Origin of the sequence: Pseudomonas phoenicis (genome assembly GCF_047302395.1) — a bacterium.
Taxonomy (GTDB): Bacteria; Pseudomonadota; Gammaproteobacteria; order Pseudomonadales; family Pseudomonadaceae; genus Aquipseudomonas.
The window spans coordinates 205174-220418 of record NZ_CP154852.1 but is presented as its reverse complement, the minus strand read 5'-3'; the positions used below and the strand labels follow the sequence as shown (position 1 = coordinate 220418).

Genomic DNA, 15245 nt, shown 5'->3' with positions numbered 1-15245 from the left:
TTTTTTTCAGGGCGACGGTCGCTCAGTCGGCCGCCCACGAATGCAGGCTACCCACCTTGGCCACACGCATCAGGGGCAGGCGTGCTTCGCGTAGCGCGTTGAGCGTGTCGATGTCGACGAACAGCGCGCTGTTGATGCGCGGCAGCATGTACAACTGCGACAGCTGTCGGAGCCGGTACAGGTCCGGCAGTAGGCGGTCGACCACGTCGGTCAGCAAGGCTGGGCCCGTCAGCCAGCTCACGTGCCGAGCGAAACGGCGAAAGCCTACCGGGTCGAGGGTGCGGCTGGGGCAGGGTGGATAGGCGTCTGCCGTGCGCAGGTAGCGCGCCTGCATTTCCTCGCTGATCGCCAGCAATGTCGGGTTGTTGGGGTGGCTGCCGATCATGCTGTTGTTGTACATCGAGTCCAGGCCCATGACTTCGCTGTGCAGCGGCGGCTGCAACAGCAGGCCGTCGGGCGTGGCGGCCAGCTCCACGGTGTTCAGTGCGGCTTCGTGGGGAGCTGCTTGGCTGGCGTCGGGGCGCGCCAGCAGGGTGTCGTCCACGTCCATGTACAGCCCTCCTTCGCTATACAGCATCGGGTAGCGCAGCACATCGGCGGCCGACGCGTAGCTGCTGGCGCCACGACCGCCGTCTGCCATCGCCGCCTGGTACTGCGCGTAGGCGGGGCTCTGCGCAAAGGCTTCATAGAACGCCTGGTCCTCCAGCGGCAGCACGTGCAGGCCCGGCACGCGGGCAGCGAGGCGCGCCTGATTGGCGGCGAACGCTTCAGGGTCGCGCTTGGACAGCATCAGCCGGTACTGGTATGGGCTATCGGCCAGCGCACGGGCGTTGTGCGCGAGGTTGTCCAGCACATCGTCGGCGATCTGCTTGTCGCCCACCCACAACGCGGTCACACGCTTGGGTATGGGCTGTGCGCCCTCGGCTGCGAAGGCCGGCAGCTCGACCGGGAGCGGCAGGTCCACGCCCAGCGCCCGCAACGTGGCGACGCGCATGGCATGGCTGACCGGCCGCGCGCCTGCGGTGGCGCGGCGCAGATTGCCCGTCGCGGGATCGGGCTCGTAATACCTCGGTTCGACCGCGTTGAGATCGTCCATGGGCAGGAAAAGGTCGGTCTCCATGTCGTAGACCAGTTCCAGACCGATGCCATAACCCGGCACCGGTTCGTAGGTGCCGCGCAGCAGGTCCACTTCGCCCGTGTAGCGTGGGTAGCGGCGTATGGCCAGGGCCACTGCGGCATTGCCGTCGGCCAACGGGGCGATGCGAGCGGGTCGATGGAAGTAGGGCGCGACCTCCGCTGGCGGCAGGCGCGGTGGATCGATGGGGCTGAGCGGGTAGCCGATCTGGTCGTTCAGCCGGGTCGGCATCACGAACCCTTCGCGGCAGGTCCGGTACAGCGCCTGCGCCACCTTGTTCGCCCCTTCTGCGGCGAGCGGCACGGCGTTGAAGAGGCCATAGGCGATGTCGCCGACGCCATCGAGCTTGTCCTCCAGCGTCTTGCCGTTGATGGCTTCGTCCAGGCCAATGCCCATCTGCACGATGCCGCCGATCGCCAGCACGGGCGCCAGGCCGGGCACCACGAAGGCCAGCGGCAGCAGCAGACTCAGCGTGGTATCGAGGTAGCCGCGCCAGCGCCGCTCGGCGATCTCGCGGTCGCTGGTGACGAGGAAGTCGGCGTCGTCGAGACTGCGCTGGCGCTGGCGCTCGGCCAGGGCGTTGAACACGTCGCCCTGCAGCGGCGGGCTGTAGCGCTCGGGCCGATAGTTGACATAAGTACGGGGCGGCCAGGTGCCGTCGTCGTTGAAGAAGCCGTGTTCCGGCGGCAGACGGTGGCTGGCGGGGTAGGCCGCGATGCCTTCCAGGGCCGTGTCCAGACCGCTGAAGTCCAGCCCCTGCGGCGCGTCGGCAAGGCGGAAATGGCGCTTCAGGGCCTGGCGTTTGGCGAGGTCCTTGCACTGGTCGCCGACCCAGTCGCGCAGCAGGTCCTGGCTGGCGAATTCGAGCAGGGGCGAGCTGTTACCCGGTACGTACAACACCATCAGGTCGGTGTGCGTGTCGTGCAGACAGAGCACGTCGGTCGCGGCATAGCCATAGATGTTCAACGGGCTGGCCACCATGTGCGGGCCACGGGCAATGAGCCCGGCGGCTTGCCAGACCAGCAGGCGGGCGGCGTCGCTGAGGCTGCCTTGCGCCACTTGTTCGTTGCAGGCAGCGATGAAGTTGAGCTTGCAGCACAGCCGGTGGGTTTGAAGATGGGTATGCCAGTAGCCTTGGAGCAAGCGCTTGCAGCGGGTATGGAAGTCCAGCGACTCGATATGGCGCTGCAAAGACTCGGCGCGCACGTTGACCAAGGTCGTGGCGTCGAAACGCTGCGGCTCGGTGCGCCTGAACAGACCGTTGAACACCTCGTACGCCGGGCCGTTGTCGTACCACGGGTTGCGTTCCAGGGACGCCACGAGCTCGATCGTGCCATCGGTGGGCAGGGTGCCTGCCCAGGGCGCTGCGATCAGCGCGTCGAGCACATCGTTGTTGGATTCACCTTGCCAGTTGATCAGCACTGCCTGCGGCAAGCTGACCCGCTGCATGAGCTGTGCCCGATAGCGGTTCGGGCCGTGGGGCCGGAGGTGGAGCGTGACGACGTCGATCAGATCGGGGTCGGTCGCGACACCTTGGGCGCGCAGCCAACTGCCCAGCGCTCGCTTGGCCTCGCGGTCTGGCCGCGGCACATGGCTGAGGTGGTCGCGTACGCGCTGCACGCCCTGGATGTTGAGGCAAGTGGTGGCCATTCGAAGTCTCCGGTTTGTCTGAGCCCGGTAGCCTCCCTTCCAGACGCGCTGACCCGGCGTTAGATAATGCTCGGAGTGTGCCGCTGCCAGGCGGGCGCGCCGAGAGCGCAACCCTCGGGCATTCGGCAGCAGCGACTCGCGGCTGGCTGGGAGCGGGTCACGCGCGCATCCCTGGTGTCACGGTTGGGCCCAACTGTGCGCACTGCCTATGGAGGCGACGCGGTCCAGGGGCACCCATTGGCGCATGAGGCGCAAGAATTGGCTCATGTTCAGTTGCCGATGGATGTCGTGCACGGGTGAGGCCAGCAGATTGCACAGTTCGCGCAATTGACTCAGCCAGGGCAACTGGCGGTCGATCACATCGTTGAGTACACCAGGCCCGGTCAAATGGCTGAGGCGGTGTGCATAGACATTGAATCGAGTCGGTTCACGTTCTGGATCGGGCCGGTCGAAATAGAAGTCGCTGCCCTGCCGATAGCGGCTGAGGATTTCATCGGAGATGGCCGTGAGCGTCGGGTTGCCGGCATGGCTACCGAGCAGGCTGCTGTTGTACTGGATGTACATGCCCAGTTGATCGTTGGAGACCGGCGGTGCCAGCAGCAGGCCGTCAGGTGTGGTCGCCAGGGGTACGCGGTCCAACGGTGGCAGGGAAGCGATGTTCGAATCAGGTGGCAGAAGCATGTCGTCGACATCGATGTAGAGGCCACCCACAGCGTCCAGCAGACGGTAGCGCAGGATGTCGCAGGCCGAACTGAAATTGCTCGCGCTGCCCGGCAATAACCCGAGCGCCGCCTGGTAGTGCGGGTAATAAGGAGAGACCGCAAAAGCATCGAAGAAAGGTTGTTCCTCCAGGGCCACGACCTCTAGGGAGGGGGCCCACTTGCGGATCAGGGCGAGGTTGTCTTGGTACACCGTCAAGTCCTGTCGCGAGAGCAGCAGTTCGTATTCGTAGGCGCTGTTCTCCAGAGCGAGGGCGTTATGCGCCAGCGCTTTGAGGAACACCTCGCTCAAATGCCGGTTACCGGTCCAGATACTGCTGATCCGCCGCGGGATGTCGGTGGCGGCCAGGTGTGCGTATTGTTTGAGATCGATCGGTAGGTCGAGGTTGATGCCCAGGCTACGAAGCCGTGCCATGCGCATGCTGTCGTCGACCACACGAGTGCTGCCTGGGTGCTGGCTCAGCGCCTGGCTAGCGTCATCCCTGACGACCCAGCGCTGGGCGTCCGGCCTGGCGGCTTCGGATTCGCGGATGAACGTATCGGTGTCGAGCTCGTAGGTGACCCACTCGCGGCTCAACCCGTCAGGCAGTGCCAACTGAGCGGAAAAGCGGTGCAGCAGGCCTGAGTCTATGCGCCGAATGACCGCGGGCTGGCTGTTCAGCAATGCGGCGCCGGAGGGACGGAAGGCGACCTCCGCCGGCTCCATCTCGAACGCCTCGGCCGCCGCCACGGGCCCCATCTGCTCGCCCAGAAGACGATTCACCCGAGCATTGGAGAAGAACCCGCGCCGCCAGTAGCCGAACATGCCGGTGGTGCGGCCTTGCAGTGCGCTGGACAGGGGTAGTGCGTTGAGCAGACCGAAGGCCTGCCCTTCGACCCCATCGACTTTGTCTGCGAGGGCCGTGGCGTTCATCACCTTGTCCAGGCCCAGGGTGAATTCGGCCAGTCCGCCGACGGCCAGCAGGGGCGACAGCGCGGGTATCGCCATGGCCACGGGCAAAAGCATGCCCATGGCGATTTTCAGGTAGTTGGTCCAATTGGCCTTGTCGATCTGGTGGTTGCTGACGATCTGGCTGTCGGCATCGGTATAGGAGCGTTTCTGATGCCAGCGCGCGATGTGCAGGAACACATCGCCTTCGATGGCTGGGCTGTAGTGCTCGGCGCGATAGTCGACGATTTCGTGGGGCTGCCATACCCCACTGGTGGCAAATCCGGGATGGTCGCTGGGCAGGCGATGCCGTCGCGGGTAGACCCCCAGCCCGCGCAAGGCCGTGCGCAAGCCACTGAAGTCCAAACCGTCCGGCCAGTCCGCCGGGCTGAAATGCTGCAACAGCGCATTGCGTTTGAGGTCGTCCTGGCATTGCGCCGCAACCCAATCGCGCATGGCGTTTTTGCTGACGAATTCGTGGAAGGGGTAGCGATTGCCCGGAATGTAGAGCAGGGTGCGATCACTGTCGCCCTGGTGCAGGCACAGGATCGAGGTACTGACGTAGCCGTACACATTGAGCAGCGAAATTCGCAGGTGCGGATCGCGGGCGATCAGTGCCGCCGTCTGCCACGCCATCAGGCGACCGGCTTCGCTGAGGCTGCCATGGTGGACTTGCTCGTTGCAGGCGGCAATGAAGTTGATCTTGACGGCTCGCTGGTAGAAGTCGAAGCGCTCGTTCCAGAAAGCGTCCAATTGAGCGATGTAACGGTGGTGGAACTGCAGGCCCCAGATGAACGACTGGAAATCCTCGGCGCGGATCGCCAGACGATTGTCCGGGCCGTACTGCGAGGGCGTGACGCTTCGATACAGACCGTTGAACACCGCATAGCTGGATGAATTGGAGAACAGGTTGGGCAACTCCAGGCGTTCGACCAGGTGCACGCTGCCCATTGGAGCGTTTCCCGCCCAGTTTCCATAGTGAAAACCGCCATAGCCGCTGGCGGTTTCCCCTTGCCAGTTACCCAGCAACGCTTCGACCAGGTTCATCTTCTGGGTGACGAGCGCGTCTTCGCGGAAATGGTCACGCCCTTCGCCCAGGGCTTTGTATTGGTAGTGCAGGGTAACGACGTCGATCTCCAGCGGCGAGCGCTCGATGCCCCGCTGGCTCAGCCAGGTACGCAACGCTTGCTGGGCGAGCAGGTCGGGACGCGGAAAGGTTTTCAGCGCCGCCGCGATCATGGGCAGGTTTTCCGGTGGCAGTGGTTGCATGGGATGGCCTCGTAGGTGGACGAAGCCGCCAGCTTGGTCAGGGCCACGGACGTGAGGGGCTATTTAGTGCTGTAAGGCAGGCGCGGCACAGCCGGCGTGACATCTCGTTGTCTTGGGCTGGCGTCGAAGTCGGCCGGCACCTTGCCGCGCAGTTGCCAGGCGAAGGCGATGATCTCGGCGATGGTCAGGTACAGCGCCTCGGGAATCTGCTCGCCCAGCTCCAAGCGCGCGAGCAGGCGCACCAGTTCGGCGTTCTCGTAGATCGGTACTTCGTGCTCGCGGGCCAACGCCAGGATGGCGTCGGCCAGTTCGTCGTCGCCCTTGGCGCTCAGGGTCGGCGCCTGCTCGCCGTCGTAGGACAAGGCGATGGCTTGGCGGGGTGGGATGTTCATGCGTTCTCGTCTACCCAGCGTTGTTCGAGGCGGGTGCGCGGGCCTTGCGGCGGCGTACCGGGGTGGCACTGCAAGTCGCCCACATCCAGGCCACAACCCAGCAGGCGTTCGCGCAAGGCGCCCAGTTGGCTGTCGAGCAGGCGCACGGTGGCCGGCTGTTCGGCCCACAAATGGCCCGACAGGCGACCTTGGTTCAGTTGCGCCTGTACTTGCAACGGGCCGAGCGGGTGCAGGTCGAAGGCCAGTTCGATGCGCCATGCGCTTTCGTTCGGTTCGCCATTGGCCGTTCGACGGTCGGCTTGAGGCTCGGCGGTGTCTTCACGCTCTTCGCGCTGCAGTTTGATTTGCAGCGGGATGAATTCCTGGCCATGGCGCAGCGGGATCTCCGTCTGCCAAGTGCTTTGCAAGGTGCCGTCTTCGGTCAGGCCGGTCTGTTGCAGGCTGCTCAGTTGATGGCTTTGCAGGCGCGAGACGGCACCGGCCGCCAGGCGCAGCAGTTGCTCCAGGTCGCCTTCGGCCTCCAGGCTCTGCAACAGCCGCGGGGGCAGGGGGAAGCCGCCGGGTTGCGGGCGCGGCGAGGCATTGCCGAGCATGCCCAGGGCGGCACGGGTGAAGCCGGGCAGCAACGGTGCCAACGCCGCGCCGTTGCTTGGCGTGAACGGCGTAGCGCCACTGGCTTGGCTGACCTGCGCCATCAGCCGCAGCAGGTTGGCCTTGAGGTCGCTGGCCAGCGCCGCCGTCTGCCCGCCGGTGAGCTTGGCTTCGAGAAAACCGCCGCTGCTGGCCAGGGCCTGGGCCAGGCCTTTGCTGTCGCTCAGTTGGCGCACATCGGGCAGGCTGTTGAGCAGGCGCTCGGCGCTGCTGCGCAACTGCGCACCGGCGTCGGGGTCGTCGGCCAGGCTCTGCAGGCTGCCGAGCACCCCGTTCAAGTCGGCCTGGCGGCCTTGTTGGGTCAGCAACTGCTGGGCGACGGCCAACTGCTCCTGGCGCCCGCTCAAGGGGACGAAACGCAGCGACTGGTCGCCCATCACCTGGGCGCTGAGCAGGCTGCCGAGCGGCAGTGGGCGGGGGCTGTCGATGGCCAACGTGGCGCCGGCCGCAGTGCCGCCCAGCAGACTCACCAGCGAGCGGTAGACGGCCGCCTGGCCGGCCACGGCAGGCAAGGCCTGGGTGGTCAGCACCTTGCCCTGCAGCAGGCTGCCCACCGGTGTCTCGCGGGTGTCCAGGCGGGTCAGCGCCGCTTGCGGGTTGCTCGCCGTCAATTGCAGCGTCACGGCCAGTTGGCTGCTCTGGGGCTGGCTGACCGTCAGCTGGCTGCCCAGCGGCAGAGGTTGGTTGGCACTGGCCTGCACTTGTGTTTGCAGGCCGTTGGCCAGGGTCAGGCGCAACATCATCTGAAACGTCTGGCCCACTTGGCGCAGGCTGAGCACTTCGGCCTGGGCGGTGGTGCCGGATGGCACCAGGCCTTCCCGGACATCGGCCAGGCGCAAGACCTCACCGCTCGTCGCCGGTCGAGCGCTCGACGGCGTCGAAGAGGCCTGGGGGGGAAGACTATTGATCTCGGTCATGATTGTATACAACCTGCTGAACCTGACCGTCGGGACAGGCGCGGTCTATGTATAATGCCGGCCGCGCGGCGACCCACCCGGTGCGGGTCATTGCCACTGTAACGGCAGCGGCCCTGCCGACTTGAGGCGGCGCAAGGGCATCGCTCGCGTTTGCAGACCGAGCGAACCCGCAGTTTCCGGGATGACACCACAGCATAAGGCGGTACCGTGACCTTCCACCTCCAGGCCATTGGCCTTGCCTGCGAACGCGACGGGCGCCTGCTTTTCGAGCGCTTGGACCTCGACCTGCGCGCGGGCGACCTGCTGCAGGTCAGCGGCCCCAACGGCAGCGGCAAGACCAGCCTGCTGCGCCTGTTCGCCGGGCTGATGCAGCCGAGTGCCGGGCAGTTGCTGGTCGACGGTGCGCCGCTCGCCGAGCAGCGCCGCGCACAGGGGGCCGGGCTGCTGTGGATCGGTCACAGCGCCGGCATCAAGGACAGGCTCACCGCCCAGGAAAACCTGGCCTGGCTGTGCGCCTTGCACCAGCCTGCCGACAGTGCGGCCATCGACCGGGCACTCACCGCCATCGGCCTGCGCGGTTTCGAAGACGTGGCGTGCCATACGCTGTCGGCCGGACAACAGCGCCGTGTCGCCCTGGCCCGGTTGTATCTGCCGGGGCCGAGCCTGTGGATTCTCGACGAACCCTTCACCGCACTCGACAGACACGGTGTAGCGCAGCTCGAACGGCACCTGGCCGCCCATTGCGAAGCGGGCGGTACCGTGGTGCTCACCACCCATCACGAACTGTGCGAGCGCCCGCCTGGCTATCGCGAGTTGAACCTGGGGCAGGGCGCGGCATGAGCGTATTCCTCCTGCTGCTGCGCCGCGAAGCGCGCCTGCTCTGCCGTCGCCCGGCGGAGCTTGCCAACCCGCTGGTGTTCTTCGCCATCGTGGTGGCCATGTTTCCGCTGGCCGTGGGGCCCGAGTCGCAGCAGTTGCAGACGTTGTCGCCGGGCCTGATCTGGGTCGCGGCGCTGCTGGCGGTGCTGTTGTCGCTCGACGGCCTGTTCCGCAGCGACTTCGAAGACGGCTCCCTGGAGCAGTGGGTGCTGTCACCGCACCCCTTGCCGCTGCTGGTGCTGGCCAAGGTGCTCGCGCACTGGACCTTTTCCGGGCTGGCACTGGTATTGTTGGCGCCCTTGCTGGCCCTGATGCTCGGCCTGCCCGGCGCCTGCCTGCCGGTATTGCTGGCTTCGCTGCTGCTGGGCACCCCGGTCCTGAGCCTGTTGGGTGCGGTGGGCGCGGCCTTGACGGTGGGGCTCAAGCGCGGCGGCCTGCTGCTGGCCCTGTTGATCCTGCCGCTGTACATACCGGTATTGATCCTGGGCAGTGGTGCGCTGCAAGCGGCGCTGCACACTATGCCCGCCACCGGCCAGCTGCTATGGCTGGCGAGCCTGGCGGCCCTGACCCTGACCTTGGCCCCCTTTGCGATTGCCGCCGGGCTGAAGATCAGCGTCGGCGAATAACGAGCACCGCGCAATGAAAGCCCGGCACACACTTGGATGCACCCTGATGAAAATGAGCTGGACGTGGTTCCACAAACTCGGATCGCCCAAATGGTTCTACGCCATCAGCGGTCGTCTGCTGCCCTGGCTGGCCATCGCCGCGGCGTTGCTGCTGGGCATCGGCATGGTCTGGGGCCTGGCCTTCGCGCCCGAGGACTACCAGCAGGGCAACAGTTTCCGCATCATCTACATCCATGTGCCGGCAGCCATGCTGGCCCAGTCCTGCTACGTGATGCTGGCGGTCGCCGGCGCCGTGGGCCTGGTCTGGAAGATGAAGCTGGCCGACGTCGCGCTGCAATGCGCCGCGCCCATCGGCGCCTGGATGACCGCCCTGGCGCTGGTCACCGGAGCGATCTGGGGCAAACCGACCTGGGGCAGCTGGTGGGTGTGGGATGCCCGCCTGACATCGATGCTGATCCTGCTGTTTCTCTACTTCGGCATCATCGCGCTGGGCCAGGCGATCGGCAATCGTGACAGCGCGGCCAAGGCCTGCGCGGTGCTGGCCATCGTCGGTGTGGTGAACATCCCGATCATCAAATATTCGGTGCAGTGGTGGAACACCCTGCACCAGGGCGCCACCTTCACCCTCACGCAAAAGCCGGCGATGCCCATGGAAATGTGGCTGCCGCTGCTGTTCACCGCGCTGGGCTTCTATTGCCTGTTCGGCGTGCTGCTGCTGCTGCGCATGCGCCTGGAAGTGCTCAAGCGCGAAGCGCGGGCCAGTTGGGTCAGGGACGAGGTCTGCAAAGCCCTTGGGCGGGAGGCGCACCGATGAGTTTCGCTTCGCTGCCTGAGTTCATCGCCATGGGCCACCATGGTCTGTACGTGTGGTCGGCCTACGGCTTCTGCCTGCTGGTGCTGGCCATCAACGTCGTCGCGCCCTGGCGCGCCCAGCGGCGTTACCTGCAAGAAGAGGCGCGTCGTCTGCGCCGGGAGAGCACTCCGTGAATCCGCAGCGCAAGAAACGTCTGTTCATCATCCTCGCCTTGGTGGCCGGTGTGGCCCTGGCCGTGGGCTTCGCCCTGAGCGCCCTGCAACAGAACATCAACCTGTTCTACACCCCGACGCAGATCGCCAACGGCGAAGCGCCGCGCGATACCCGCATCCGCGCCGGCGGCATGGTCGAGCAGGGCTCGGTGCAGCGCTCCGGCGACTCGCTCGACGTGCGCTTCGTGGTCACCGACTTCAACAAGTCGGTGCCCATCACCTACCGCGGCATCCTGCCCGATCTGTTCCGTGAAGGGCAGGGCATCGTCGCCCTGGGCAAACTCGACGCCGACGGTGTAGTGGTGGCCGACGAAGTGCTGGCCAAGCACGACGAAAAGTACATGCCCCCGGAAGTGACCAAGGCACTCAAGGAAAACGGCCAGGCCGGCACCGACACGCAGGTCCGCCCATGAACGCGGCCTTGTTGGTACCCGAGCTGGGCCAGCTGGCGATGATCCTGGCGATCTGCTTCGCTGCGCTGCAGGCCAGCGTGCCGCTGATCGGCGCCTGGCGCGGCGACCGCCTGTGGATGGGCCTGGCGCGCCCGGCCGCCTGGGGCCAGTTCGCCTTTCTGGCGCTGGCCTTCGCCTGTCTGACCCACGCCTTCATGACCGACAACTTCTCGGTCGCCTATGTGGCCAGCAACTCCAACACCGCCTTGCCCTGGTACTACAAGTTCAGCGCGGTGTGGGGCGCCCACGAAGGCTCGCTGCTGCTCTGGGCGTTGATCCTGGGCGGCTGGACCTTCGCCGTGTCGGTCTGCTCGCGGCACCTGCCGCAGGTCATGCTGGCGCGGGTGCTGGCGGTGATGGGCATGATCAGCGTGGGCTTCCTGAGCTTCCTGATCGTCACCTCCAACCCGTTCCAGCGCTTGTTGCCGCAGGTGCCGAGCAATGGCCGCGACCTCAACCCACTGCTGCAGGACATCGGCCTGATCGTCCATCCGCCCATGCTGTACATGGGCTATGTCGGTTTTTCGGTGGCCTTCGCCTTCGCCATCGCCGCGCTGCTCGGCGGGCGTCTGGACGCGGCCTGGGCGCGCTGGTCGCGGCCCTGGACACTGGTGGCCTGGGCGTTTCTGGGCGTAGGCATCACCCTGGGCTCGTGGTGGGCCTATTACGAACTGGGCTGGGGCGGCTGGTGGTTCTGGGACCCGGTGGAAAACGCCTCCTTCATGCCCTGGCTGGTGGGCACGGCGCTGCTGCATTCGCTGGCGGTGACGGAAAAGCGTGGGGTGTTCAAGAGCTGGACCGTGCTGCTGGCCATCGCCGCGTTCTCGCTGAGCCTGCTGGGCACCTTCCTGGTCCGTTCCGGCGTGCTGACCTCGGTGCATGCCTTCGCCGCCGACCCGGCGCGCGGGGTGTTCATCCTGATCTTCCTGTTGCTCGTCGTGGGCAGTTCGCTGGCCCTGTTCGCCTGGCGCGCGCCGGTGGTCAAGAGCCAGGTGGGCTTTGCCCTGTGGTCGCGGGAAACCCTGCTGCTGGGCAACAACCTGGTGCTGGTGGTGGCCGCCTCGATGATCCTGCTCGGCACCCTGTACCCGCTGATCCTCGATGCCCTGACCGGCGCCAAACTGTCGGTCGGCCCGCCGTATTTCGATGCCTTGTTCCTGCCGCTGATGGCGCTGTTGATGCTGGTACTCGGCATCGGCGTGCTGGTGCGCTGGAAAGACACCCCCGGTCGCTGGCTGGCGAGCATGCTCACGCCGGTGCTGCTCGGCGCGGTGGTGGCCGCGCCGCTGGCGGGCTGGCTGGTGGGGGATTTCGACTGGCCGGTGCTCGCCACTTTCGCCCTGGCCGCCTGGGTGGTATTGGCCGGGCTGCGCGATGTGTTCGACAAGACCCGTCATCGCGGCTTGGTCAAAGGCCTGGGCGGCCTGGGGCGCAGCTACTGGGGCATGCAGCTGGCGCACCTGGGGCTGGTGGTGTGCGCCTTGGGCGTGGTGCTGTCGAGCCATAACAGCGCCGAGCGCGATCTGCGCATGGCGCCCGGCGAGAGCATCGAACTGGGCGGTTACCACTTCCTGTTCGAAGGTGCGCAGCATTTCGAGGGGCCCAACTTCATTTCCGACAAGGGCACCGTGCGCGTGTCCCGTGAGGGTCGCGAAGTGTCGGTGCTGCATCCGGAAAAACGCCTGTACACCGTACAGCGCTCGATGATGACCGAGGCCGGTATCGACGCAGGTTTCACCCGCGATCTGTACGTGGCCCTGGGCGAACCTCTGGAAAACGGCGCCTGGGCCGTGCGCGTGCACATCAAACCCTACGTGCGCTGGATCTGGCTGGGCGGCTTGTTGACCGGGCTCGGCGGTGTGCTCGCGGCGCTGGACCGACGTTACCGGTTGAAAGTCAAAGCGCGGGTGCGCGACGTGTTGGGTGTGGCGGGAGCGAACGCATGAAACGCTGGATGATGGTGTTGCCCCTGGCGGCTTTTCTGCTGCTGGCGGTATTTCTCTACAAAGGGCTGTTCCTCAAGCCCGACGAATTGCCCTCGGCGATGATCGGCAAGGCGTTTCCGGCCTTCTCGCTCAAAGCGGTGCAGGACGCACGCAACCTGACCGAGGCCGACTTGCGCGGACGTCCGGCGTTGGTCAACGTCTGGGGCACCTGGTGCCCGTCGTGCAAGGTCGAGCACCCCTACCTGAACCAGTTGGCCGAGCAGGGCGTGGTCATCCACGGCATCAACTACAAGGACGACAACGCCGCCGCGCAGCGATGGCTGGCCGAATTCCACAACCCCTACCAGCTGAACATCGACGATGCGCAAGGCACCCTGGGCCTGGACCTTGGCGTGTATGGCGCGCCGGAAACCTTCCTGATCGATGCCCAGGGCATCATCCGCTACAAGCATGTGGGCGTGGTGGATGCCGGCGTCTGGCGCGAGCAGTTGGCTCCGCGTTACCAGCAACTGTTGGACGGGGCCACACCATGAAGCGCTGGATGAGCGCGTTGGCGCTTGGCCTGGTGCTGAGCGCAGGCGCCCAAGCCGCCATCGACACCTATCTGTTTCGTGATCAGGCCGAGCGCGAGCGCTATCAGCAGCTGACCAAGGAACTGCGCTGCCCGAAATGCCAGAACCAGGACATCGCCGATTCCAATGCGCCGATCGCCGCCGACCTGCGTCGCGAGATCTTCCGCATGCTCGGCGAAGGTCAGAGCAACCGGCAGATCGTCGACTTCATGGTCGACCGCTACGGCGATTTCGTGCGCTACAAGCCGGCCCTCGATGCCCGCACATGGTTGCTGTGGTTCGGCCCCGGCATTTTGCTGGTCGGCGGCCTGGGCGTGCTGGCGCTGATCGTGCGCCGCCGTCGCGCCGGCGAGCACGACACCGCCGCCGACCTTTCCCCCAGCGAGCGCGAGCGGCTGGCCACCCTGTTGAAACAAGACCCTTTCCATGACTGAACTCTGGCTTGGCGCCGGGCTGCTGCTGGTGGCGGCACTCGGCTTTGTGCTGATTCCGATTTTGCGCGGCCATCGCCAGCAACGGGAAGAAGACCGTACCGCGCTCAATGTCGCGCTGTACCAGGAGCGTGTCGCCGAGCTGAGCGGCCAGGCCGAGGCCGGGTTGCTCGACGCCGAGCAGTTGCAACGCGGCCGTGCCGAAGCGGCCCGCGAACTGTTGGCCGACACCGAATCGGCCGAGCCGGGCGCGCCCCGCAAGCTAGGCGTCGCCTTGCCGGTCGCCCTCGCGGTAGCGCTGCCGCTGGCGGCCATGGGGCTGTACCTGCATTTCGGCGCCGTCGAGCAGATCCGCCTGACCCAGGAGTTCGCCCGGCCGCCCGCTTCCCTGGCCGAGATGACCACGCGCCTGGAGCGCGCGGTCGAGGCGCAACCCGACTCGGCCGAAAGCCTGTACTTCCTCGGTCGCGCCTACATGGCCGAACAGCGCCCGGCCGAGGCGGCCGCCGTGTACGCCCGCGCCGTGGCGTTGGCCGGGCGCCAGCCGGACGTGCTCGGGCAGTGGGCGCAGGCGTTGTACTTCGCCAACGACAAACACTGGACGGCGCAGATTCAGGCGCTCACCGCCGAGGCCTTGCAGGGCGACCCCAACGAAGTGACCAGCCTGGGTCTGCTGGGCATCGCCGCGTTCGAAGGGCAGCGTTATCAGGAAGCGATCGGTTACTGGCAACGCCTCCTGGCGCAACTGCCGGCCGAGGACGCTTCGCGCGCGGCATTGCAAGGCGGCATCGACCGGGCGGCCGAAAAATTGCGCACCGCAGGCGGCGCGCCGGCCACCCAGCTACGTCTGAAAGTGCGTGTGGAATTGGCTGCTGCGCTAAAGGACAAGGTACGCGCCGACGACACGGTGTTCGTCTTCGCCCGCGCAACCAGCGGCCCCGGTGCGCCCCTGGCCGCCAAGCGCCTCACCGTTGCGCAACTGCCCGTCGAGGTGGAACTGACCGATGCCGACGCCATGCTGGCGCCGATGAAACTGTCCAGGGCCGGCCAAGTCAAACTGGTTGCCCGCATCTCCCGTAGCGGGCAGCCCATGCAGGGCGAATGGATCGGGCAGAGCGCGCCTATGGCGAGCGACACCCAGGCCACTGCGCACCTGATCATCGACAGCCCCGATTCGTGAGACATCGCGCCATGCACAGTATCGCCCGCCTGACCGTCATCGCCCTGGCCCTGGGGCTAGGCGCCTGTACGGTCCACCGTCCGGTCGAGCGGCCGACGCCGCCCATCGAAACCGCGCCGCCGCCCAAAGGTCCTGTGGTCACGCCGCTGCCAGGTGCCAAGCCCGGCACGCCCAAGCCTGGCCAACCGCCTGCGGCCCCCAAAACCATGCCGCGCACATCCGCCAGCTTCGCCCCACCGCCGGGTGGCGCCAGCCACTGGGACCCGAAAATGGGCGTGTACGTGTTGGAGAAGCAGCCCAACACTTTCTACCGCCAGCGCACCTACTACCGTTGGAACAACGGCTGGAGCTGGTCGGTGAACCCCGAAGGACCCTGGCAGGACACCGACAGCAGCGGTGTGCCGGGCGGGTTGGGTAAAGCCTTCGCGCAGTGAGCCGTCTCCCATCCATCGTTCCGCGCCTTGAATGAAAT

Annotated in this window: 14 protein-coding genes; 10 read left to right on the top strand and 4 right to left on the bottom strand. The window is 66.3% G+C overall.

The genetic code is table 11. The annotated features are described in order from the left end of the window. Positions 1 to 22 precede the first annotated feature (22 nt). The 4 genes from AA0Z93_RS01110 to AA0Z93_RS01095 all read right to left on the bottom strand — a co-directional run bounded on the left by AA0Z93_RS01110 (position 23) and on the right by AA0Z93_RS01095 (position 7661). Positions 23 to 2785, bottom strand: a complete 2763-nt coding sequence (locus tag AA0Z93_RS01110) for a dermonecrotic toxin domain-containing protein (protein WP_413046769.1) — start codon at positions 2783 to 2785, stop codon at positions 23 to 25. 177 nt (positions 2786 to 2962) lie between these two features. Further along, positions 2963 to 5701 (bottom strand): dermonecrotic toxin domain-containing protein, encoded by a 2739-nt coding sequence (locus AA0Z93_RS01105; protein WP_413046770.1) that lies wholly within the window; start codon positions 5699 to 5701, stop codon positions 2963 to 2965. A 59-nt stretch (positions 5702 to 5760) separates the two neighbouring features. Continuing rightward, the gene (locus AA0Z93_RS01100; protein WP_413046771.1) at positions 5761 to 6093 is read right to left on the bottom strand and encodes an EscU/YscU/HrcU family type III secretion system export apparatus switch protein; all 333 of its coding nucleotides are present in this window, start codon (positions 6091 to 6093) and stop codon (positions 5761 to 5763) included. After that, the gene (locus tag AA0Z93_RS01095) at positions 6090 to 7661 is read right to left on the bottom strand and encodes a flagellar hook-length control protein FliK (protein ID WP_413046772.1); all 1572 of its coding nucleotides are present in this window, start codon (positions 7659 to 7661) and stop codon (positions 6090 to 6092) included. The genes AA0Z93_RS01100 and AA0Z93_RS01095 overlap by 4 nt, the downstream gene beginning before the upstream one ends. Positions 7662 to 7868: 207 nt before the next feature. On the opposite strand from AA0Z93_RS01095, the gene ccmA reads away from it, so the two are divergent. From ccmA to AA0Z93_RS01045, 10 genes are read left to right on the top strand one after another with little or no spacing between them, the layout of a single operon-like run. Continuing rightward, the gene (gene ccmA, locus AA0Z93_RS01090; RefSeq protein ID WP_413046773.1) at positions 7869 to 8501 is read left to right on the top strand and encodes a cytochrome c biogenesis heme-transporting ATPase CcmA; all 633 of its coding nucleotides are present in this window, start codon (positions 7869 to 7871) and stop codon (positions 8499 to 8501) included. After that, positions 8498 to 9166 carry a heme exporter protein CcmB gene (ccmB, locus tag AA0Z93_RS01085; protein ID WP_413046774.1) on the top strand — a complete coding sequence of 223 codons (669 nt, stop codon included), beginning with the start codon at positions 8498 to 8500 and terminating at the stop codon, positions 9164 to 9166. The genes ccmA and ccmB overlap by 4 nt, the downstream gene beginning before the upstream one ends. Positions 9167 to 9212: 46 nt before the next feature. Then, positions 9213 to 9980 (top strand): heme ABC transporter permease, encoded by a 768-nt coding sequence (locus tag AA0Z93_RS01080; RefSeq protein ID WP_413046775.1) that lies wholly within the window; start codon positions 9213 to 9215, stop codon positions 9978 to 9980. Beyond that, positions 9977 to 10153, top strand: a complete 177-nt coding sequence (gene ccmD, locus AA0Z93_RS01075; RefSeq protein WP_413046776.1) for a heme exporter protein CcmD — start codon at positions 9977 to 9979, stop codon at positions 10151 to 10153. Before AA0Z93_RS01080 ends, ccmD begins: the two co-directional genes overlap by 4 nt. Further along, the gene (gene ccmE, locus AA0Z93_RS01070; RefSeq protein WP_413046777.1) at positions 10150 to 10605 is read left to right on the top strand and encodes a cytochrome c maturation protein CcmE; all 456 of its coding nucleotides are present in this window, start codon (positions 10150 to 10152) and stop codon (positions 10603 to 10605) included. The genes ccmD and ccmE overlap by 4 nt, the downstream gene beginning before the upstream one ends. A gap of 11 nt (positions 10606 to 10616) precedes the next feature. Beyond that, on the top strand, positions 10617 to 12590 hold the full coding sequence (locus AA0Z93_RS01065; RefSeq protein WP_413048373.1) for a heme lyase CcmF/NrfE family subunit: 1974 nt from the start codon (positions 10617 to 10619) through the stop codon (positions 12588 to 12590). Continuing rightward, positions 12587 to 13123 (top strand): DsbE family thiol:disulfide interchange protein, encoded by a 537-nt coding sequence (locus AA0Z93_RS01060; RefSeq protein WP_413046778.1) that lies wholly within the window; start codon positions 12587 to 12589, stop codon positions 13121 to 13123. The genes AA0Z93_RS01065 and AA0Z93_RS01060 overlap by 4 nt, the downstream gene beginning before the upstream one ends. Then, positions 13120 to 13596 (top strand): cytochrome c-type biogenesis protein, encoded by a 477-nt coding sequence (locus AA0Z93_RS01055; RefSeq protein WP_413046779.1) that lies wholly within the window; start codon positions 13120 to 13122, stop codon positions 13594 to 13596. The genes AA0Z93_RS01060 and AA0Z93_RS01055 overlap by 4 nt, the downstream gene beginning before the upstream one ends. Next, a complete protein-coding gene (gene ccmI / locus AA0Z93_RS01050) occupies positions 13589 to 14773 on the top strand; it encodes a c-type cytochrome biogenesis protein CcmI (protein WP_413046780.1) in 1185 nt (394 codons plus the stop codon). The genes AA0Z93_RS01055 and ccmI overlap by 8 nt, the downstream gene beginning before the upstream one ends. A gap of 11 nt (positions 14774 to 14784) precedes the next feature. Beyond that, positions 14785 to 15207: a hypothetical protein gene (locus AA0Z93_RS01045; protein WP_413046781.1), complete on the top strand. Its 423-nt coding sequence runs from the start codon at positions 14785 to 14787 to the stop codon at positions 15205 to 15207. Positions 15208 to 15245: the final 38 nt, after the last annotated feature.

Bases quoted from the DNA above. Each gene is read 5' to 3' on its own strand.
- AA0Z93_RS01110 (WP_413046769.1), bottom strand. From the start codon at position 2,785: ATGGCCACCACTTGCCTCAACATCCAGGGCGTGCAGCGCGTACGCGAC.
- AA0Z93_RS01105 (WP_413046770.1), bottom strand. From the start codon at position 5,701: ATGCAACCACTGCCACCGGAAAACCTGCCCATGATCGCGGCGGCGCTG.
- AA0Z93_RS01100 (WP_413046771.1), bottom strand. From the start codon at position 6,093: ATGAACATCCCACCCCGCCAAGCCATCGCCTTGTCCTACGACGGCGAG.
- AA0Z93_RS01095 (WP_413046772.1), bottom strand. From the start codon at position 7,661: ATGACCGAGATCAATAGTCTTCCCCCCCAGGCCTCTTCGACGCCGTCG.
- ccmB (WP_413046774.1), top strand. From the start codon at position 8,498: ATGAGCGTATTCCTCCTGCTGCTGCGCCGCGAAGCGCGCCTGCTCTGC.
- AA0Z93_RS01080 (WP_413046775.1), top strand. From the start codon at position 9,213: ATGAAAATGAGCTGGACGTGGTTCCACAAACTCGGATCGCCCAAATGG.
- ccmD (WP_413046776.1), top strand. From the start codon at position 9,977: ATGAGTTTCGCTTCGCTGCCTGAGTTCATCGCCATGGGCCACCATGGT.
- AA0Z93_RS01060 (WP_413046778.1), top strand. From the start codon at position 12,587: ATGAAACGCTGGATGATGGTGTTGCCCCTGGCGGCTTTTCTGCTGCTG.
- AA0Z93_RS01055 (WP_413046779.1), top strand. From the start codon at position 13,120: ATGAAGCGCTGGATGAGCGCGTTGGCGCTTGGCCTGGTGCTGAGCGCA.
- ccmI (WP_413046780.1), top strand. From the start codon at position 13,589: ATGACTGAACTCTGGCTTGGCGCCGGGCTGCTGCTGGTGGCGGCACTC.
- AA0Z93_RS01045 (WP_413046781.1), top strand. From the start codon at position 14,785: ATGCACAGTATCGCCCGCCTGACCGTCATCGCCCTGGCCCTGGGGCTA.